Annotated in this window: 17 protein-coding genes and 1 pseudogene; 14 read left to right on the top strand and 4 right to left on the bottom strand. The window is 70.5% G+C overall.

The window, feature by feature from the left end:
- Positions 1 to 65: 65 nt before the first annotated feature.
- The 3 genes from ACZ48Z_RS04585 to ACZ48Z_RS04575 form a co-directional block, all read right to left on the bottom strand.
- Complete coding sequence (locus ACZ48Z_RS04585) at positions 66 to 725, bottom strand: response regulator (protein ID WP_468734469.1); 660 nt, start codon at positions 723 to 725, stop codon at positions 66 to 68.
- Between the two features lie 322 nt (positions 726 to 1,047).
- Positions 1,048 to 2,397, bottom strand: coding sequence for a sensor histidine kinase (locus ACZ48Z_RS04580; RefSeq protein WP_468734284.1), 1,350 nt, complete (start codon positions 2,395 to 2,397; stop codon positions 1,048 to 1,050).
- A 146-nt stretch (positions 2,398 to 2,543) separates the two neighbouring features.
- Entirely contained in the window at positions 2,544 to 3,791 is a 1,248-nt protein-coding gene (locus tag ACZ48Z_RS04575; protein ID WP_468734283.1) for a sensor histidine kinase, read from the bottom strand.
- Between the two features lie 193 nt (positions 3,792 to 3,984).
- Between ACZ48Z_RS04575 and ACZ48Z_RS04570 the strand changes: the two genes are divergently transcribed.
- The 14 genes and pseudogenes from ACZ48Z_RS04570 to ACZ48Z_RS04505 all read left to right on the top strand — a co-directional run bounded on the left by ACZ48Z_RS04570 (position 3,985) and on the right by ACZ48Z_RS04505 (position 18,066).
- Positions 3,985 to 4,389: an NADH-quinone oxidoreductase subunit A gene (locus ACZ48Z_RS04570; RefSeq protein WP_389096457.1), complete on the top strand. Its 405-nt coding sequence runs from the start codon at positions 3,985 to 3,987 to the stop codon at positions 4,387 to 4,389.
- Positions 4,380 to 4,997: an NADH-quinone oxidoreductase subunit B gene (locus tag ACZ48Z_RS04565; protein ID WP_468734282.1), complete on the top strand. Its 618-nt coding sequence runs from the start codon at positions 4,380 to 4,382 to the stop codon at positions 4,995 to 4,997. Before ACZ48Z_RS04570 ends, ACZ48Z_RS04565 begins: the two co-directional genes overlap by 10 nt.
- Positions 4,994 to 6,793, top strand: a complete 1,800-nt coding sequence (locus ACZ48Z_RS04560) for an NADH-quinone oxidoreductase subunit C (RefSeq protein WP_468734281.1) — start codon at positions 4,994 to 4,996, stop codon at positions 6,791 to 6,793. The genes ACZ48Z_RS04565 and ACZ48Z_RS04560 overlap by 4 nt, the downstream gene beginning before the upstream one ends.
- Complete coding sequence (locus tag ACZ48Z_RS04555) at positions 6,790 to 7,758, top strand: complex I subunit 1/NuoH family protein (RefSeq protein WP_468734280.1); 969 nt, start codon at positions 6,790 to 6,792, stop codon at positions 7,756 to 7,758. The genes ACZ48Z_RS04560 and ACZ48Z_RS04555 overlap by 4 nt, the downstream gene beginning before the upstream one ends.
- A 2-nt stretch (positions 7,759 to 7,760) precedes the next feature.
- Positions 7,761 to 8,312, top strand: a complete 552-nt coding sequence (locus ACZ48Z_RS04550) for a NuoI/complex I 23 kDa subunit family protein (RefSeq protein WP_468734279.1) — start codon at positions 7,761 to 7,763, stop codon at positions 8,310 to 8,312.
- A 17-nt stretch (positions 8,313 to 8,329) separates the two neighbouring features.
- A pseudogene (locus tag ACZ48Z_RS04545) lies at positions 8,330 to 9,025 on the top strand (NADH-quinone oxidoreductase subunit J family protein); the annotation flags it as partial.
- Between the two features lie 215 nt (positions 9,026 to 9,240).
- A complete protein-coding gene (gene nuoK, locus ACZ48Z_RS04540) occupies positions 9,241 to 9,681 on the top strand; it encodes an NADH-quinone oxidoreductase subunit NuoK (RefSeq protein WP_468734278.1) in 441 nt (146 codons plus the stop codon).
- Positions 9,678 to 11,669: an NADH-quinone oxidoreductase subunit 5 family protein gene (locus ACZ48Z_RS04535; RefSeq protein WP_468734277.1), complete on the top strand. Its 1,992-nt coding sequence runs from the start codon at positions 9,678 to 9,680 to the stop codon at positions 11,667 to 11,669. Before nuoK ends, ACZ48Z_RS04535 begins: the two co-directional genes overlap by 4 nt.
- Positions 11,670 to 11,675: 6 nt before the next feature.
- Positions 11,676 to 13,250, top strand: coding sequence for an NADH-quinone oxidoreductase subunit M (locus ACZ48Z_RS04530; protein ID WP_468734276.1), 1,575 nt, complete (start codon positions 11,676 to 11,678; stop codon positions 13,248 to 13,250).
- Positions 13,247 to 14,800 (top strand): NADH-quinone oxidoreductase subunit N, encoded by a 1,554-nt coding sequence (locus tag ACZ48Z_RS04525; RefSeq protein WP_468734275.1) that lies wholly within the window; start codon positions 13,247 to 13,249, stop codon positions 14,798 to 14,800. Before ACZ48Z_RS04530 ends, ACZ48Z_RS04525 begins: the two co-directional genes overlap by 4 nt.
- A 193-nt stretch (positions 14,801 to 14,993) precedes the next feature.
- On the top strand, positions 14,994 to 15,857 hold the full coding sequence (htpX, locus tag ACZ48Z_RS04520) for a zinc metalloprotease HtpX (protein WP_468734274.1): 864 nt from the start codon (positions 14,994 to 14,996) through the stop codon (positions 15,855 to 15,857).
- Positions 15,854 to 16,246, top strand: coding sequence for a YccF domain-containing protein (locus ACZ48Z_RS04515; RefSeq protein WP_468734273.1), 393 nt, complete (start codon positions 15,854 to 15,856; stop codon positions 16,244 to 16,246). The genes htpX and ACZ48Z_RS04515 overlap by 4 nt, the downstream gene beginning before the upstream one ends.
- Positions 16,247 to 16,261: 15 nt before the next feature.
- Entirely contained in the window at positions 16,262 to 17,422 is a 1,161-nt protein-coding gene (locus ACZ48Z_RS04510; RefSeq protein ID WP_468734272.1) for a barstar family protein, read from the top strand.
- A gap of 74 nt (positions 17,423 to 17,496) precedes the next feature.
- On the top strand, positions 17,497 to 18,066 hold the full coding sequence (locus ACZ48Z_RS04505) for an SMI1/KNR4 family protein (RefSeq protein ID WP_468734271.1): 570 nt from the start codon (positions 17,497 to 17,499) through the stop codon (positions 18,064 to 18,066).
- Between the two features lie 33 nt (positions 18,067 to 18,099).
- Here the strand turns inward: ACZ48Z_RS04505 and ACZ48Z_RS04500 are convergent, their stop codons facing one another.
- Positions 18,100 to 19,344 (bottom strand): APC family permease, encoded by a 1,245-nt coding sequence (locus tag ACZ48Z_RS04500; RefSeq protein WP_468734270.1) that lies wholly within the window; start codon positions 19,342 to 19,344, stop codon positions 18,100 to 18,102.
- Positions 19,345 to 19,456: the final 112 nt, after the last annotated feature.

Raw genomic sequence — 19,456 nt, 5'->3', positions numbered from 1 at the left:
GCGGTTCTGACGGGCCTGCGGTTTCGGTACTTCTGTTCTTCTGCTCTTCGGACCTGCGCGGTGGTTCAGGAGTTCAGGTAGGTGAGGACGGCCAGCACCCTGCGATGGTCCCCGTCGCTCGGCGACAGCCCGAGCTTCAGGAAGATGTTGCTGACATGCTTCTCGACGGCCCCGTCGCTGACCACGAGTTGGCGCGCGACGGCCGAGTTGGTCCGCCCCTCGGCCATGAGCCCGAGCACCTCCCGCTCCCGGGGCGTGAGATTGGCGAGCACATGCTGCTTACGGCTGCGCCCCAGCAACTGTGCGACCACCTCGGGATCGAGGGCCGTACCGCCCTCGGCCACCCGCACCACCGCGTCCACGAACTCACGCACCTCCGCGACCCGGTCCTTGAGCAGGTACCCCACTCCGTGACTGGACCCGGCCAGCAACTCGGTGGCGTACCGCTCCTCCACGTACTGCGACAGTACGAGTACCCCGAGTCCGGGATGTGCCTTGCGCAGTTGTACGGCGGCCCGTACTCCTTCGTCGGTGTGCGTCGGCGGCATCCGTACGTCGGCGACGACGACGTCGGGCAGCTCGCCCTCCGCGTCCAGCTCGCCGATCGTCTTGATCAGTGCCTCTCCGTCGCCCACACCGGCCACGACGTCGTGCCCGCGGTCGGTCAGCAACCGGGTCAGGCCCTCCCTCAGCAGCACTGAATCCTCGGCGATGACCACCCGCACCCTGTCCTCCACGACTCTCGGCCCCCCAGCCCGTTTCCTGCCCGCCCGCCGGACAGGTCCAGCATTCCAGCATTCGGATGCGGACGGGTGCGGGCAACGGGATTAGAGGCCGTGGATACGAACAAAGGCCCGAGAACAGGGGGGTCAGTGTCGTTTTTCAGCCCGTCCGGCGTTTGAGGACGAGGCTCCTTCAGGGCCGACGGGGGTCTGGGGGCGCAACCCCAGGATCCAGGGTCGAAAGGGGCAGCACCCCTTGGGGATGGGACGGGTAAGGGCGGCGGGGGCGACCCCCCCCCACCGCCCCCACGTCACGCAGGACCCGTCACACCCGATCCGCCCGCCAGGGCAACTCCGCGGTCACCCGGGTAGGTCCCGCCACCGGCGAATCCACCACCAGAATCCCGTCGACGGCATCCAACCGCTCCGCCAACCCCGCGAGCCCGGACCCGGAGGACACATCGGCCCCACCCACCCCGTTGTCCACCACCTGGAGCATCAGCCGGTTCTCCACCCGCCACACATCCACCGCGGCCGACGTGGCCCGGGAGTGCTTGCTGATGTTCTGCAACAGCTCCGACACCGTGAAGTACGCGATCCCCTCGATAGCCGGCGCCGGCCGGGCCGGCAGATCCACCTCCACCTGCACCGGCACCGTGCACCGCGACGCCACCGAGGACAGCGCCGCATCGAGCCCCCGGTCGGTCAGCACGGCCGGATGGATCCCCCGCGCCAGATCCCGCAGCTCCTGCAGCGCCGTCTTCACCTCACCGTGCGCCTCGTCCACCATCCGCGCCGCAGCGGCGGGATCCTCCGTGAGCTTCTCCTTCGCCAGCCCCAGATCCATGGCCAGCGCCACCAGCCGGGCCTGCGCCCCGTCGTGCAGGTCGCGCTCGATGCGCCGCAGATCCGCCGCCGCCGTGTCCACCACGACGCCCCGGTCCGACTCCAGCTCCACCACCCGCGCCGACAGCCGGGTCGGTCCGAGCAGACCCGTCACCATCACCCGGTCCACCATCGTCAGCGCCCGCACGATCCACGGCGTGGCCAGCGTGAACAACAGCCCCACCAGCGCGGTCACGGTGATCTCGAACGGGTTGTCCAGATAGATGTGATGGGTCTGGTCGCCGTACAGCTGGAGCCCGTCCTGACCGGCGTACGCCGGGAAGACCCAGAACCACAGCGGATACGTCAGCAGCGCCCAGCCGTACACCCAGAAGTTCACCGCGACGACGAACGAGAACACCGCCCACGGCAGGTGCAGCACGGAGTACAGCAGCGTCCGCCAGGACGTCCCGCTCTTGAGGACCGCCCCCATCCACGCCATGAACCCGGGCTTGCGCATCCGCAGCGGCTCCGGGTCCGCCAGCTCCAGATCCAGCAGCCCCCGCGCCCGCGCCCGCTCCATCGCCCCGAGCGCCCGGCACCCGGCGAGCCCCGCCGCGAAGACCGGGATCCCGAGGAAGGTCACGAGCAGACCCGCGCCCAGCGAGACCATCGTGACGGCGTACGCGAACAGCACGATGCTGATCGGCAGGCTCAGCAGCACATAGCCGTACTCACGCCAGGTCCGCCCCTCGAACGGCGCCCGCAGCCCCGCCGGCACCCGGTGCCGCCGCGCCTTCTCGGGGAACCCGAGCCCACTGTCGTACCCGTAGTCCGTGTCCGTGGCCATCGACGTCGTCCTTCGTCTCTCGTCCCGCGCCCGTGGTGTCGTATCTCCACCCTGCTGGGCCGCAGCTCAACGGACCATGGAGGCCGTCGGCCTCTTGAAAGGGGGGTTTTCCCCACCCTTTCCGGCACAACAGGCCGCAACGGCCGTCACGGCCTGTGCGGCGCCCGGTCCCGCCACGGCAGCTCGGCCGTCACCACCGTCGGGCCGCCCGGCGGCGAGTCGATGACGAACAGCCCGTCGACCGCGTCAAGGCGCTCCGCGAGCCCGCGCATGCCGGTGCCGCCGTCGAGCCGGGCGCCACCGCGGCCGTCGTCCCACACCTGGATGAGCAGCCGGTTCTCCGACCGCCACACGTCGACCGACGCCGACCGCGCCCCACTGTGCTTGCTGACGTTCTGCAGCAGCTCGGAGACGGTGAAGTAGGCGATGCCCTCGATCGCCTGCACCGGCCGCGCGTCGAGGTCGGCGGTCACCTTCACCGGCACCGTGCACCGCGAGGCGACCGACGACAGCGCTGCGTCGAGCCCGCGGTCGGTCAGCACGGCCGGATGGATGCCCCGCGCCAGGTCCCGCAGCTCCTGAAGCGCCAGCTTCACCTCGCCGTGCGCCTCCGCGACCATCGCCTGCGCGTACTCCGGGTCCTCCAGGAGCTTCTCCTTCGCCAGGCCGAGGCCCATGGCCAGATTGACCAGCCGGGCCTGCGCCCCGTCGTGCAGATCCCGCTCGATGCGCCGCAGGTCCGACGCGGCCGCGTCCACCACGACCCCACGGTCCGACTCCAGTTCCGCGATACGGCGTTCCAGCTCGGTCGAGGGCGACAGCAGACCGCGCACCATCGCCCGGTCCACGTTGGCGAGGCCCCGCGCGATGAACGGCAGCACCGGCCACAGCACGAACAACGAGGTCAGCGTGAGGGTGAAGGTGAGGATGCCCCAGGGCAGCCGGATGAAGTCGTACAGCACCGTCCGCCAGCCCACCGGGTCCTTCAGCCCCATCCACAGCTGGGGGAAGAAGCCGCTGCCGCCGTTCTTCGTGCGCCAAGGCAGCGGACTCGGCTCGTCCACGTGCAGCCCGAGCAGTGCCCGGGCCCGAGCCCGCTCCAGCTTGCCCAGCTGCCGCGCGCCCAGCAGACCGGCCGCGAGCAGCGGGAAGCCGATCACCGTGACGGTCAGCCAGAGACCGGTGAACAGCACGGTCATGACGTAGACGAAACCGAGGATCGACATCGGAAGGTTCGCCAGGAGATGCGCGATCTCCTTCCAGGTGTGCGCGTCATAGGCGAAACGGGCCGGCGGCAGTCGCCCGCGGTCGGTTCCGCCGCTGGTTCCGGCGGCTCCACCGGTGGTTCCGCCGGTGGTCACGGCACGGCTCGGGGACGAGTGGCGTTCGGTCATATGGGTTAGCGTGCCGCGCGAGAGGGCCGGGCGCCATGAGGCGGGCCGCCGCCGTGCCCTGGGGAAAACCCCACCCCCGTCTTCCAACGGGTGACGGGCTGCTTACCGGTCCTTTATCAGGGCCTAGACTCCCGTGCGTACAGATCGTCGAACAGCGGTGTTCATCGATGTCCACAGGGAGCGAGGGGCGGACGTGCCGGAACCGACCGTCGATTCGACCGTCGTCGCGGCGGACTACTTCCAGTCGTACTCGGTCGTCGGGCTGCTCGCCGTCGTCGGCGTGCTCTTCGTCGCCGTCGCCTTCGGCGCCGGCCGCCTGCTGCGGCCCGTGGTCCCCACCCCCGAGAAGCTCCTGACGTACGAGTGCGGAGTCGACCCCGTCGGCGAGGGCTGGGCCCACACCCAGGTCCGCTACTACGTCTACGCCTTCCTGTACGTCATCTTCGCCGTCGACTCGATCTTCCTGTTCCCGTGGGCGACGGTCTTCGCCGCTCCCGGCTACGGCGCGACCACCCTCGTCGAGATGTTCATCTTCCTCGGCTTCCTCGCCGTGGGGTTGTTGTACGCGTACAAGAAGGGTGTCCTGGAATGGACGTGACCCCCTCGGAGCCTGTTCTGCTTCCGGAGCCGAAACGGCTGGGCGCCCTCGCCCGCCTCGCCCCCGAGCCGATGAAGGTCATCCTCAACTGGGGCCGCCGGTACTCCCTCTGGGTCTTCAACTTCGGCCTCGCCTGCTGCGCCATCGAGTTCATCGCCGCGTCGATGGCCCGCCACGACTTCATCCGCCTCGGCGTCATCCCCTTCGCGCCAGGCCCGCGCCAGGCCGACCTGATGGTCGTCTCCGGCACGGTCACGGACAAGATGGCCCCGGCCGTGAAGCGCCTCTACGAGCAGATGCCCGAGCCCAAGTACGTCATCTCCTTCGGCGCCTGCTCCAACTGCGGCGGCCCGTACTGGGACTCGTACTCGGTCACCAAGGGCGTCGACCAGATCATCCCGGTCGACGTGTACGTGCCGGGCTGCCCGCCCCGCCCCGAGGCACTCCTCCAGGGAATCCTGAAACTCCAGGAGAAGATCGCGCGCGAGTCCCTGGCGGAACGGTACGCATCCCCGGCGACACGCCCATCGCCGGCGGCACTTCAGAGCGGGCTGGTGAAGGGTCCGGGGGCTCCGGGCGGGGCCTCCGGCCAGGGGGACGGGCGGTGACCGCCGTCGGCTGGCTCCCCGCCCCCGTCGAGGACCTCTTCGGCCCCGAGGCCACCGCCGAGGAGTCGTACGAGGTCCTGACGGTCGACGTCCCACCCGCGACCTGGCTCACGGCACTGCGCGCGGCCCGCGACGAACTGGGCTGCACCTACTTCGACTGGCTCAGCGCGGTCGACGAACCCGGCACCGGCTTCCGCGTGGCCGCCCACGTGGCGGCCCTCTCCCCAGTACGACGCCTGCTGCTCCGCACGACGATCTCCCACCAGACCCCGGCGCTGCCCACCGCCGTCGACATCTACGCGGGCGCCGCCTGGCACGAACGCGAGACCCACGAAATGTTCGGCGTCACCTTCGAGGGCCACCCCGCCCTCGACCACCTCCTCCTCCCGGAGACCTTCGAGGGCCACCCCCTCCGCAAGGACTTCGTCCTGGCCGCCCGGGTCGCCAAGGCCTGGCCCGGCGCCAAGGAACCGGGCGAGTCCGAACACGGCGGCCCCAAGCGCCGCCAGATGCTCCCGCCGGGAGTCCCCGACCCGAACGAATGGGGGCCCCTGAAAGGCCAGTTGCCCCCGGCTCCGGCCCGCGGCCCAGCCCGCACCCCGGGCGAACGCCCTGCCCGAGCCGCAGCAGACCGTCCGGTCCGACGGGCCCGTTCGGCGGCGGAGGGTTCGGCGAGTCAGTCGGAGGAGTCGGGCGCGCCGGGTGCGGTGACCGGTGGTCCACGTCGTGGGCGTTCGGCGGCGGAGGGTTCGGCGAGCCAGAGCGCAGCTGGAGCGACGGAGGCGACGGACACGGCAGCGGAGGCGGCGGACGGTGCTGCGGAGGCGGTGCCGACGGGCATGCCCCGACGCACACGCACCGCTGCGCAGGGCTCGGCCGGCCAGACGGTACCCGGAGCCGACCGCACGAGCGACGGCCCAGCAGCAACGACGAGCGGTGAGCCCGAGTCGAATGCACGGGCAACCGGCTTGCCCGCGTCCACGGTGGATGCTCCGGCAGCCGACCTGCCTCCGGCCACGGCGGATGCTCCGGTGAAGGACTCTCCCGCGTCGGGGTCGGACACGTCGGGGTCGCCCACGCCGGGGCTCGCGTCGGGGTCGAGCACCCCAAGGTCGGCGGCCTCGGCCTCGGACACTCCGGCGTCGGAGGCCCTGGGGCTGGGAGCCCCTGCCTCTGACACCCCGGCGCCGCACCGCCCGGGAGCCGCGGGCAATGCCCCGACCGGGCCCCGTCGGACACGCAGCGCTTCGGGCGGGTCCGCGAGCCGCCGTACCGAGACCGCCGCCTCCGAGCCGTCGGCCGATGACGCGAGCGTCAACCCTGCGCCGTCAAAGGCCCCCACCAGCCCCCGCAGTTCCGACGCACCCTGGCACCACGCCCGCCCGGCCTTCGACGACCCCGAAACGGAGCGGGCTCCCACGTCCGAAGACGAGGAACCCTCCGAGGACTCCGAGGACTCCGAGGACTCCGAGCACTCCGAACGCCGCAAGGCGCCCGAGGCGCCCGAGGTGCGCGAGGAGCCCAGTACTTCAGAGGGGCCCGGTGTCTCCGAGGCGGCTGACGCTTCCGAGGATCCCGGTGCTGCCGAGCTCCCCGATGACCCTCAAGGCCCGGCACGTGTCGAAGACACGGACGACGCCCCCGAGGACACACACGTGAACCCTCAGGGCGCCGGCCTCCGCCCGACCTCCGGCGACTCAACCCCTGATGAGCCCCAGGCCCCCGACACGCAGAGCACCCGCGACCCGCGCAACACCCGCCACACCCCCGACAAGCCCGCAGGAGGCCCGCAGTGAACGACGCTCTCGACGTCGCCCTGCGGCTCCTGATCGTCTTCGTCGTCTTCCTCACCTTCCCCCTGATCATCGGTCAGACCGAGCACAAGGTGATGGCCCACATGCAGGGCCGCCTCGGCCCGATGTACGCCGGCGGTTTCCACGGCTGGGCCCAACTCGTCGCGGACGGTGTGAAGTTCGCACAGAAGGAAGACATCGTGCCGGCGGGCGCGGACCGCCGTATCTTCCAACTCGCCCCCGCGGTGGCCCTTCTGCCCTACCTCCTCGTCCTCCTCGCCATCCCGATCGGCCCCGGCGAGGGTGCCGTCGGTGAGGTCGTCGACGCGGGTGTGTTCTTCGTGCTCGCCGTGATGGGCGTGGGCGTCCTCGGTTCCCTCATGGCCGGCTGGGCCTCCGCCAACAAGTTCTCCCTCCTCGGCGGCCTCCGCACCGCCGCACAGCTCCTGGCCTACGAACTCCCGATGCTGCTCACCGCCGCCTCGGTGGCGATGGCGGCCGGGACCGTCTCCCTCCCCGGCATCGTCGACGCCTTCGAGTGGTGGTGGCTGCCCTGGCAGATCGTCGGCGCGATCGTGTTCTTCGTCGCCGGCCTGGCCGAACTCCAGCGTCCGCCTTTCGACATGCCAGTCGCCGACTCGGAGATCATCTTCGGTGCCTACACCGAGTACACCGGCCTTCGTTTCGCCCTGTTCCTCCTCGCCGAGTACGCCGGAATCGTCGTCCTGTGCGGTCTCACCACGGTCCTCTTCCTGGGCGGCTGGCACGGCCCGTGGGGGGCCGACGGTCTCGGCTGGGTCTGGACCCTCCTCAAGACGGCCGTGCTCGCGTTCGTCGTCATCTGGCTCCGCGTGACCTACCCCCGGCTGCGCGAGGACCAGCTCCAGAAGCTCTCCTGGACCCTCCTCGTCCCCCTCTCCCTCGCTCAGATCGCCCTCACCGGCATCGTCAAGGTGGTGATCCAGTAACCATGCCCCCCATTCCTGGCTCAGGCCTGGCCAAGGGTCTGGCCGTCACCCTGCGCACGATGACGAAGAAGACCGTCACCGAGCAGTACCCCGACGCTCAGCCCGACCTCCCGCCCCGCGCCCGAGGTGTGATCGGCCTGTTCGAGGAGAACTGCACGGTCTGCATGCTGTGCGCCCGTGAGTGCCCCGACTGGTGCATCTACATCGACTCCCACAAGGAAACGGTCCCGGCAGCGGCCCCCGGTGGCCGCGAACGCAGCCGCAACGTCCTGGACCGCTTCGCCATCGACTTCTCCCTCTGCATGTACTGCGGTATCTGCATCGAGGTGTGTCCTTTCGACGCCCTGTTCTGGTCCCCGGAGTTCGAGTACGCCGAGACCGACATCCGCGACCTCACCCACGAGCGGGACAAGCTCCGCGAGTGGATGTGGACCGTCCCAGCCCCGCCGGCCCTCGATCCCGGCGCGGAGGAACCGAAGGAGATCGCGGCCGCCCGCAAGTCCGCCGAAAAGCTGGCGGCCGCACAGGCCGAGCCGCAGGAGGGGAACGCGTGAGCCTCACCCCTGCTCTACTGACCACAGCCGCGGCCGAGACCCATGGCTTCCTCTCGCCGACCGGTGTGGAGATCGCCTTCCTGCTCGTCGGCCTGGTCACCCTCGGTGCCGCGATCGTCACCGTGACCACCAAGCAACTGGTGCACGCCGCCCTGTGGCTGGTGGTGGCCCTCGGTGGTCTCGCCGTCGAATACCTCCTGCTCACCGCCGAGTTCATCGCCTGGGTGCAGGTCCTCATCTATGTCGGCTCCGTAGTGGTCCTCCTTCTGTTCGGTCTGATGCTCACCAAGGCCCCCATCGGCCGCTCCCCGGACGCCGACTCCGACAACCGCTGGGCCGCCCTCGTCGTGGCCGTCGCCGCGGGCGCCGCTCTGGTCTGGGTGGTCGTCGATGCCTTCCGTGCCACCTGGATCGACCTCGACGGCGCCGCCGCCGGCTCCACCGAGGCCACCGGTGCCAGCCTCTTCCAGAACTGGGTCCTCCCCTTCGAGGCCCTCTCCGTCCTGCTCCTCGCGGCCCTGGTCGGCGCGATCGTCCTGTCCCGCAAGGCGAAGGCGGAGTCGAGCTCTCCCCCTGTGAACTCCCGAGCCGCGACCGGGAGTTCCCCATCCGCCCCGGATTCCCGTAATCACACGATCGGGCGAAATGGACCGGTTGGGGGAACTGGACCGGCCGAGCCCTCCACACCGACCGAGCCCTCCACACCGGCCAAGGCCGCCGAGGCGACCAAGAGCGCCGAATCGGCCAACGCCATCGAGTCGGCCACGGAGTCCGCGTCGGCCAACGTCATCGCGTCGGCCACGGAGTCCGCGTCGGCCACAGAGCCCGCCTCGGCCAACGCCATCGAGTCGGCCACAGAGCCCGCGTCGGCCAAGGGCCCCGCGTCGGCCAAGGATCCCGAGTCGGCCGAGCAGGAAGGCGCCCGCTGATGCACCTCGCCTATCCCGCCGTACTCGCCGCCCTCCTCTTCTGCACCGGCCTCTACGGCGTCCTCGCCCGCCGCAACGCGATCCTCGTCCTGATGTCGGTCGAGCTGATGCTCAACGCCGTCAACCTGAACCTCGTCGCCTTCGACGTCTGGCTCAGCAAGGCCGCCGAGGAGACCCTGCACTCCGGCCAGGCCCTGACCCTGTTCACCATCGCCATCGCCGCCGCCGAGATCGGCATCGGTCTGGCGATCGTCCTCGCCGTCCACCGCAACCGCGGTACCGCCGACATCGACAAGCTCCGCGACACGGCCGAGGGCCACGAATCCGACAGCACCGACGGGGACTCCGACGGCGGCGTCCCCCTCAGCGCCGACCAGGACGTACGGACCGGGCGGGCCCGACGGACCGGACGAACCGGAAAGGCTGAGGCCACCGCGTGACCACGACCACCCTCGCCGTCCTCGTCCCCCTCCTTCCCTTCCTGGGCGCCGCGGCCGGACTGCTCCTGGGCCGCACGGCCCCCGGCTTCGTCCGCCCGCTCGCCGTCGTGCCGACGCTGGCCGCCCTCGCGCTCGCCGCGGTGGTCGCCGTACACCAGGGCGGCGACGAGGTGATGAACGCCGCCACCGAACTCACCCCGACCGGCTCGGTCCCGATCGAACTCGCCCTGCACATCGACGGCTTCGCCGCCCTCGTCGCCGTCCTGGTCGGCTTCGTCGCCACCTGTGTGCAGATCTACTCGACGGGCTATCTGCGCGACGACCCGCGCTACCCCTCGTACGCCGCTCTCGTCTCCCTCTTCACCTCCGCGATGCTGCTCGTCGTCTACTCCGGCGACCTGATCGTGCTGCTGGTCGGCTGGGAGATCATGGGCATCTGCTCGTACTTCCTGGTCGGCCACTACTGGGAGACCCCGGAGGCCCGCGCCGCCTCCCTCAAGGCCTTCCTGGTGACCAAGCTCGGTGACGTGCCCTTCCTGATCGGTCTGTTCGCGCTGGCCACCGACGCCGGCTCCTTCCGGATCACGAAGGTCCTCGACACCGTCGCGCACGGCGGACTCGACCACCCGACCCTGATCGCCCTGCTGCTCCTGGCGGGCGTGGCCGGCAAGTCCGCGCAGTTCCCGCTGCACACCTGGCTCCCCGACGCGATGGCGGGCCCCACGCCCGTCTCCGCACTGATCCACGCCGCGACGATGGTCACCGCCGGTGTCTACTTCATCGCCCGTCTCCTCCCGGTCTTCGAGGCCTCTCGGGCCGCGATGGTGATCCTCGCCGTCATGGCCGCCGTCACGATGCTCGGCTCCGGTCTCGCCGCACTCGCCCAGGACGACATCAAGCGCGTCCTCGCCTACTCGACGATCGGCCAGCTCGGCTACATGACCGGTGCCCTCGCCGTCGGCGACCGCGGTGCCGCCGTCTTCCACCTCCTGTCGCACGGCGCCTTCAAGGCGCTGCTGTTCCTCGCGGCCGGCGTGATCATCCACGCCGCCGGCACCAACTCTCTGGCCGCGATGTCCCGCATGCAGGACCTGCGCGCCCGCATCCCGGACGCCTACTGGACGATGACCGTGGCGCTCCTCGCGCTCGCCGCGATCCCGCCCTTCAGCGGCTTCTTCTCCAAGGAGTCCGTCCTCGGCGCCGCCGAGCACGTCGCCACCGGCCACACCGAGCACGCCCCCGGCGCCGCGGGCTGGATCACCCTGGTCGCAGGCCTGCTCACCGCCCTGCTCACCGCGGCCTATGCGACGCGCCTGTGGCTGCTGGCCTTCTACGGCAGGGGCGCCGAGGCCCCCGACCACGGCCGCCAGCCACTCCCGATGACCGTGGTGCTGTGGGTCCTCGCGGCCCCGTCCCTGGCCCTCGGCGCGTTCGCCTACCGTGTGCTGCCCGACTGGTTCGACGGCCGCGACCTCACCCCGACCCTCACCACGTCTGTCGTCGGCACGGGCGTGGCCCTGATCGGCGGCATCATCACCTACGCCGCCTGGCGCCACACCAGCGCGCTCGCAGCCCGTACCCCGCTCGGCGCGGTCGCCGCCCACCCCGGCGGGGCCGCCCAGGTCGAAGCCGAGGCCATCGCCAGCCACACTCCCGTATACGGGGACATCGCCTACGCACCCGATCCGGCGGACCCGGGCCGCCTTCTGCTCGGCCCCCTGCACCGGCACGCGGCCGTCGGCTTCCACCTGGACGCCCTGTACACGGCCGTCTTCGTTCGCCCGGTACAGGCCGGAGCCACCCTCGTCCGGTTCCTGGACCGTGAGGTCATCGAGACCTACGTACGCGGCGCGGGCGCCTTGCCACGCTGGCTCGGCACCGCCGTACGACGGGCACAGACCGGCAATCTGCAGACCTATGTGAGCGCGCTGCTCGCCGGCACCGTCGTCCTCGCGGTCGCCGCCGTCCTTGTCGCCACGGGAGCGTGAGCAGGCGTGATCGATATCAACGAGTCCGTGATGCAGTTCCTTCTGGCGTTCGTCGTGGCCGGCCCGCTCCTCGGCGCCGTCACGGCTCTCCTGCCGGCTCCGCCCGGACTGAAGGGGAAGTCACCCGAGCAGGCCGTGCTGCGGCACGGCGTGACGGTCAGCGGTGTGGTCCTCATCGCCGCGGTCGTCCTCGCGCTCGGCTTCGACCACGACCATCCGTCGAAGATGCAGGCCACGACGGACATCAGCTGGATTCCCGCGCTCGACGTGCGCATCCACCTCGGCATCGACGGCATTTCCCTCCCCCTTCTGGTCCTGACCGCGCTGCTGACCTTCCTCTGCGCGCTCTACTCCTACTTCAAGATGCCTGCGGGCCCCACTCCGAAGGCCTTTGTCGCCCTGGTGCTCGTCCTCGAGTCCGGCACCCTCGCGACCTTCGCCGTCCTCGATCTGCTGCTGTTCTTCCTCGCGTTCGAGATGGTGCTCGTCCCGATGTACTTCCTCATCGCCCGCTGGGGCGGTGAGCAGCGACAGGCCGCCGCCTGGCGCTTCATCCTCTACACACTGCTCGGTTCGGTCGTCATGCTGCTCGGCCTGCTCCTGATCGGGATCAAGGCGGGCACATTCGACATGGTGGCACTCGCCACTGACAACGGCCGGTCACTGACCACATCCGTGCAGGTCATCGCCGTTCTGGCGATCGGGATCGGGCTCGCCGTCAAGACCCCGATGTGGCCGCTGCACAGCTGGCTGCCCGACGCCCACACCGCCGCCCCGACCGTCGGCTCGGTCCTGCTGGCCGGCGTCCTGCTGAAGATGGGCACGTACGGGTTGGTCCGCATTCTGCTGCCGATCGCACCCGACGGCTTCCGCGACTTCGCGCCCTACCTCGCCGCCTTCGCCGTGGTCGGGATCATCTACGGATCCCTGGCCTGCCTCGCCCTCGCCAAGCGGGGCGCGAAGGGCGACCTCAAGCGCCTCATCGCCTACTCCTCCGTCGGCCACATGGGCTTCGTCCTGCTCGGCATCGCCACGATGACCCCGACCGGCGTGAACGGCGCCCTGTTCGCCAACATCGCCCACGGCCTCATCACCGGCCTCCTGTTCTTCCTCGTCGGCGCGCTCAAGGACCGCACGGGCACCACCGATCTCGACACCCTGGCCGAGGAGACCGGCGCCGCCCTGTACGGCAAGGCCCCACGCCTCGGCGGGCTGCTCGCCTTCGGCGCGGTCGCCTCGCTCGGCCTGCCCGGACTCGCCGGATTCTGGGGCGAGATGCTGGCCCTGTTCGGCGCCTTCGAACCCGCCGACGAGCTGAGCCGCCCCGCCTTCCTGACCTTCATGGCGATCGGCGCGTTCGGAACGCTCCTGACGGCCGCCTACATGCTCGTCGTGGTCCGCCGCGTCTGTATGGGCGCCGTACCGCAGGACGCCCCGCACCTCGCCGACGTCCACACGTACGAGTTCGCGGCCTGGACCCCTCTGGTCGCCCTCACCGTCGTAGCGGGCCTGTGGCCGAAGGTTCTCCTCGGCCTCACCGACCCGGTCGTGCAGCAGCTCCTCGCAGGAGGCAACCGATGAGCATCCTGGCCTCCTCCGCCCAGCCCTTGGCTTCCTCGGCCCAGCCGCTGGCCGCGAACCTCGTCCAGTCCGTCGACTGGCTCGCCATCGCGCCGCCCACCATCGCAGCGGTCGTCGCACTCGTCGTCCTCGTCGCCGACCTGTTCCTCGGCGAGCACAAGAAGGCCCTGCTCGGCTGGCTGTCGGTAACAGGCCTGGCCGCTGCAGCCCTCCTGCTGCTGCCCCTCCTGGACGGCGACCGCAGCACCTTCTGTCTGACCGGCGACACACGTGTGTGCAGCTACACGGCCGACCGCTTCACACTCGTCATCCAGTTCCTCGTCCTCGGCGGCGCACTCCTCACGGCCCTCCTGTCGGTCACCACGCTCAAGGACGCCGACAAGAGACTCCCCGAAGGGGAGTACTGGTTCCTGCTGCTGTCCTCCGCCGCCGGCGCCGCCCTCCTGCCCGCCTCCCGCGACCTGGCGACCCTGATCGTCGCCCTGGAGGTCGCCTCCCTGCCCGCCTTCGCCCTCGTCGGCATCCGGCACGGCGACAGAAAGTCGTCCGAAGCGGCCCTGAAGTTCTTCCTGTCCTCGGTCACCGCGACCGCGGTCGGCCTCATGGGCATCAGCTTCGTCTACGCCTCCACGGGCACCCTCTACCTCACCCAGGTCGCCGACCGGATCCAGCACGTCGACGGCCAGCTCCACACCCTCGCCCAGACCGGTGTCGTCCTCACCCTCGTCGGCTTCGCCTTCAAGACCGCCGCCGTCCCCTTCCACTTCTGGGTGCCCGACACCTACGTCGGCGCCCCCCTCCCGATCGCCGCCTACCTGTCGGTCGTCGGCAAGGCGGTCGGCTTCTCCGGCCTGATCCTCGTCACAGTCGTCGCGCTGCCGTCGTACGCCGACGTCTGGGGCCCGGCGCTCGCCGCACTCGCCGCCCTCACCATGACCGTCGGCAACCTCGGCGCCCTGCGCCAGCAGGCCACACGCGCGTACAGCGCCGTACGACTGCTCGCCTGGTCGTCCGTCGGCCAGGCCGGCTACCTCCTCGTCCCGATCGCCGCCGCCGCGTACTCCGACGACGCCGAACGGTCCGTCGGCTCCACCGTCGCCTACGCCCTCATGTACGCCGCCGTGAACCTCGGCGCCTTCGCGGTGGCCGCACTGGTCGGCCGTACGAAGGCCGCGAACCGCATCACGGACTACCGCGGCCTCTACGCGAGCAACCCGCTCACCGCCCTGCTCCTGGCGTTCTTCCTGCTCTGCCTGGCGGGGCTGCCGCCCGGCATCATCGGCCTGTTCGCCAAGGTCACCGTCTTCTCGGCGGCCGTGGACGCGGGACTCGGCTGGCTCGCCGTGGTCATGGCCGTAAACGTCGTGATCGCGCTGTTCTACTACCTCCAGTGGACGACCCTGCTGTTCCGGGCCCCCGAAGGCGAACCCGACGCCCACCGCGTCCCCGCCCCCCTCACCGCCGCCCTCGCCCTGACCGGAGTCCTCGGCATCGCCCTCTCGGGCGCACCCCAACTGGTGCTGCGCTTCACCGACACCGGACTCTTCTGAGCCCCCTCTCCTGAACCCTCACCCGTACGGCCCACCTGGGCCTGCGTACGCACAAGGGAACTAGTGACCCTCGCCTGGCGTTGAGCAGGATGGGAAGGTCCACTGGACGTGGCACCACGGACCGGTGGCATCGCAAGACATCGGAGACCAGCAAGCAAAGGGTTCCCCTGCTGCACCACTTGGAGGGCGTACCGTGCACCGCCGGCACAACGGGCTCAGGACCGCAGTCCTCCTCGGGGGACTGTCCGCACTCATCATCGTCATCGGCAGCTTCTTCGGCCGCATGGGGCTGGTCGTGGCCGTCCTGATCGCGCTGGGCACCAACGCGTACGCGTACTGGAACAGCGACAAGCTGGCTCTACGCGCGATGCGCGCCCGCCCGGTGAGCGAGTTCGAGGCCCCGGCCCTGTACCGCATGGTCCGCGACCTCTCCACCCAGGCCCGCCAGCCGATGCCGCGCCTGTACATCTCCCCGACCGAGGCACCCAACGCGTTCGCGACCGGCCGCAATCCGCGCAACGCCGCAGTGTGCTGCACCGAAGGCATCCTGCGCATCCTGGACGAGCGCGAACTGCGCGGGGTCATCGGCCACGAACTCAGCCATGTCTACAACCGCGACATCCTGATCTCGTCGGTCGCCGGAGCCCTCGCCTCCGTGATCATGTTCCTGGTCAACTTCGCCTGGCTGATCCCGATCGGCCGCTCCGACGACGATGACGGCCCCGGACTCCTGGGCATGCTGTTGATCATGACTCTCGGACCGCTCGCGGCCACCCTCATCCAGATGGCCATCAGCCGCTCCAGGGAGTACGAGGCGGACGCGTCCGGCGCCCAACTCACCGGCGACCCCCTCGCGCTCGCCAGCGCCCTGCGCAAGCTCGAAACAGGCACCAAACAGCTGCCGTTGCCCCCCGAACCGCGCATCGAGACCGCAAGCCACATGATGATCGCGAACCCCTTCCGCCCTGGCCAGGGACTGTCCAAGATGTTCTCGACACACCCGCCGATGGCGGAGCGCATCGCCCGGCTCGAGAAGATGGCAGGTCGCCCCCAGTGAAAACCATCCTGAACGTCATCTGGCTCTTCCTGAGCGGCTTCTGGCTGTTCCTCGCCTACCTGGTCGCGGGTGCGCTGCTGTGCATCACGGTCATCGGCATTCCCTTCGGCCTCGCCGCCTTCCGGATCGGCGTCTACGCCCTGTGGCCCTTCGGGTACACCACGGTCGAGCGCCGTGACGCGGGCGCGCCCTCATTCGTGGGCAACGTCCTGTGGCTGGTGCTGGCCGGCTGGTGGCTGGCCATCGGGCACATCGTCACCGGCATCGCCCTGTGCGTCACGATCATCGGCATCCCGTTCGGCATCGCCAACTTCAAGCTGATCCCCGTGTCCCTGTTCCCGCTGGGCCGCGAAATCGTCCGCACGGACGAGCCGTTCGCGACCCGCTGAGGGGTGGGCCGGGGAGTGGGCGCCCCGAAATACATCCTGCTGTGCTACGACCGGGAGACCGAGTTCGAGGGCGAGGACGGTTACGAGCAGACCTGGGCCGTGTGCGAGGACGCCGAGGATCTCTTCGCCGACCCGCCTCCTCCGCTCCGGGAGGTTCACGAACTCGTCGGCTGCGCTCCCGAGGGTGAGCTGAAAGACGCCCTCCCACGCGTGCGTGCCGAAGGATCGGCACCCCTCGGGTGCCTCACCCTGGAAATCCTCGACAGGAACGGCATATCGGTCGGTGAGTGGTATCTGGAGGACGTCCGCGTCATCGGCGACCGCCCCTGCGCCCGCGATCTGACGCTGCGGGACATCACGATCGAGGGCACGCAACCCGACCACGACCTCTACGACCACCCCCGGCGCCGACGGCTGTCCCCGGGCTACCGCCTGCTGGGCGCCCACGGCGAACCGCAAGGCACCTGCCGCGACATGGCCTGCGTGCACGAGGACCCGGACGAGCCCATGGGGCCTCCACTGCGCCTGCTGGGCTGCTCACCCCGGGGCGCCCTCAGGGCCGCGCTGGACGCGGGGGAGGAGGACCTCGGCCATGCGAAGGTCCTGCGCATCGACGCGTCCGGCCGGCCCGTGCAGTCCGCGGCCGAGGGCGAGCTGCGGGCCTGGATCCCGTCGGCTCGCGGTCCCGCTCTGGTCGACCTCACCCTCGACCCGTGGTCGAAACGACCGCCCTTCGTGGCCGGCGAGGTGTGGGAGCTGTGGGCCGAAGGGCGGCCCGCGGAACCCAACAAGTGGGCGCTGTGCGATGCCGAGGGCCGAGAGTTCTGGCTTCGCACGGCGCTCCACAACCATGTGCCGGGTGGCCAGGACCGGCCGCCCGGCACGACGTACCACCTCGACGGCCGCCACATCACCGACGTGCCCGGCTTCTTCTGCGCCCTGGGCGAGGCGGTGAACGGCCCCGGTGGATACTTCGGCTGGGGTCTGGACGCCCTGGACGACTGCCTGGGAGGCCGCTGGGGCGCGGCACCGCCGCTCAACCTGATCTGGCACGCTTCCGAAGTCGCCCGCGGATGCCTGGGCGTCACCCCGCACGCCGTTCACCGCCCGCCGGCCTTCGCGGAACTCCTCGCCTACCTCGCCGAGGGCGATCGCGTCGCCGTCCGCCTCGCCTGACCCGAGGTTTTCCACAACCCGGCGGTTGTCCACAGGTCTGCCCGACTGTCAGTGCCGCCCTGCATCATGAATGCATGACCGAGAGCGAGCAGTTGCTGGCACGGGTGGCGGACAAGGCCCGCACCACCCGTCCGTGGGGCTGGACCTCCCTCCCCGAGCGGGTGGACGCGGCCGCCCTGGCCCGCGCCGAGGCCGCTCTGGGCTTCCGCCTGCCCCCGCTGCTCGCCGACCTGTACCTGCGGATCGGAGACGGCGGATTCGGCCCGGAGTACGGCCTGTTGCCCCTGCTCGACAGCCCTCCGGCCGGTGAGCCCGCCGCCGTCGTGCAGTACCTCGCCAACCGCAAGGGCGGCCGCAAGGACCCGGACTGGCCCTGGCCCGAGGGCGTCCTGCCCATATCCCACTGGGGCTGCGCGATGTACGCGTGCGTGGACTGCCACAGCCCGGAAGCCACCGTCCTCTTCTTCGAGCCGAACGCCGGCGACTGCGACCACTCCTGGTTCGTGGACGCCCCCGCCCTCACGGACTGGCTGCAGACCTGGGTCGACGGCACGGGTTGGTACGAGGAGATGAACGAGGACCTGGAAATGACCCCTTGGACGGAGTTCCGGATACGCACGGCGTCGCCGGCCCAGGCGCCCTGACGCCCCCTGCAGGGGGCACCGCCGCCGACCGACCTACCGCGCCGCCCACCACTTCCGTACGCCATACGCCACTGCCCCCACCACCAGCACCCCCGCACCCACAGCCACCGAAGCCCCCGGCAGCGCGAACGCCAGCACCACGCATCCGAGCAGCCCCACCACCGGCACCACTTTGGACGCCGGAGCCGAACCCAACGTCCAGGCCGACGCGTTGGCCACCGCGTAGTACGCGAGCACACCGAAGGAGGAGAACCCGATCGCGCCTCGCACGTCCACCGTGGCGGCGAGGACGGCGACCACCGCGCCCACGGCCAGTTCGGCCCGGTGCGGTACCTGGAAGCGGGGGTGCACGGCGGACAGGGCGCCGGGCAGATGCCGGTCACGGGCCATGGCCAGCGTCGTCCGTGAGACACCCAGAACCAGGGCGAGCAGCGAGCCGAGCGCGGCTACGGCGGCACCCACCCGCACCACCGGCACGAGCCCCGCCACCCCTGCCTGCCGCACCGCCTCGGCCAGCGGCGCGTCCACACGCCCCAGAGCGTCGGCACCCAGCACGGAAAGGACAGCCACCGCCACACCCGCGTACACGACCAGCGTGATGCCCAGAGCCAGGGGGATCGCGCGGGGAATGGTGCGCGCGGGATCCCGTACCTCCTCACCCAGGGTCGCGATGCGCGCGTATCCCGCGAACGCGAAGAACAGCAGACCGGCCGCCTGCAGTACCCCGCCCACACCGCCCGAGGCCCCCACGTTCAGCCGCCCGGCCTCGGACGCCCCGGACCCCAGGCACACGACCACCACGGAAGCGAGGACAGCGAGAACCACCGCGACGATCGCCCGGGTCAGCCAGGCGGACTTCTGGATCCCCCCGTAGTTCACGGCTGTCAGTGCCACCACGGCCACGACGGCCACGGCATGGGCCTGGCCAGGCCAGATGTACACCCCCACCGTCAGCGCCATCGCCGCACAGGAGGCCGTCTTCCCCACCACGAACGACCAGCCCGCGAGATAACCCCAGAACGGACCGAGCCGTTCCCGTCCATACACGTACGTGCCGCCGGAGGCCGGATACAGGGCGGCCAAGCGCGCCGAGGAGGTGGCGTTGCAGTAGGCGACCAAGGCTGCGACCGCGAGCCCGAGCAGCAGTCCGGACCCGGCCGCGTGCGCCGCGGGCCCGAGGGCGGCGAAGATCCCCGCACCGATCATGGAACCGAGCCCGATGACGACGGCGTCACTCACTCCCAGCGTGCGCCGCAGTTCGGCACCGGAACGTGTCATGAGCCGCACCCTACTGATCCCGTGCAACCGCGGGGCGTGGGCCTGACGTCCTTCTCAGCGACAAGGCGCGAACACCCGCACGACGGCCGCAGCACCCAAGCCGTACCAGTAC

It is taken from the genome of Streptomyces sp. NPDC031225, assembly GCF_055570355.1.
The sequence above is the reverse complement of the archived record's forward strand: the minus strand, read 5'-3'. Positions and strand labels throughout refer to the sequence as shown.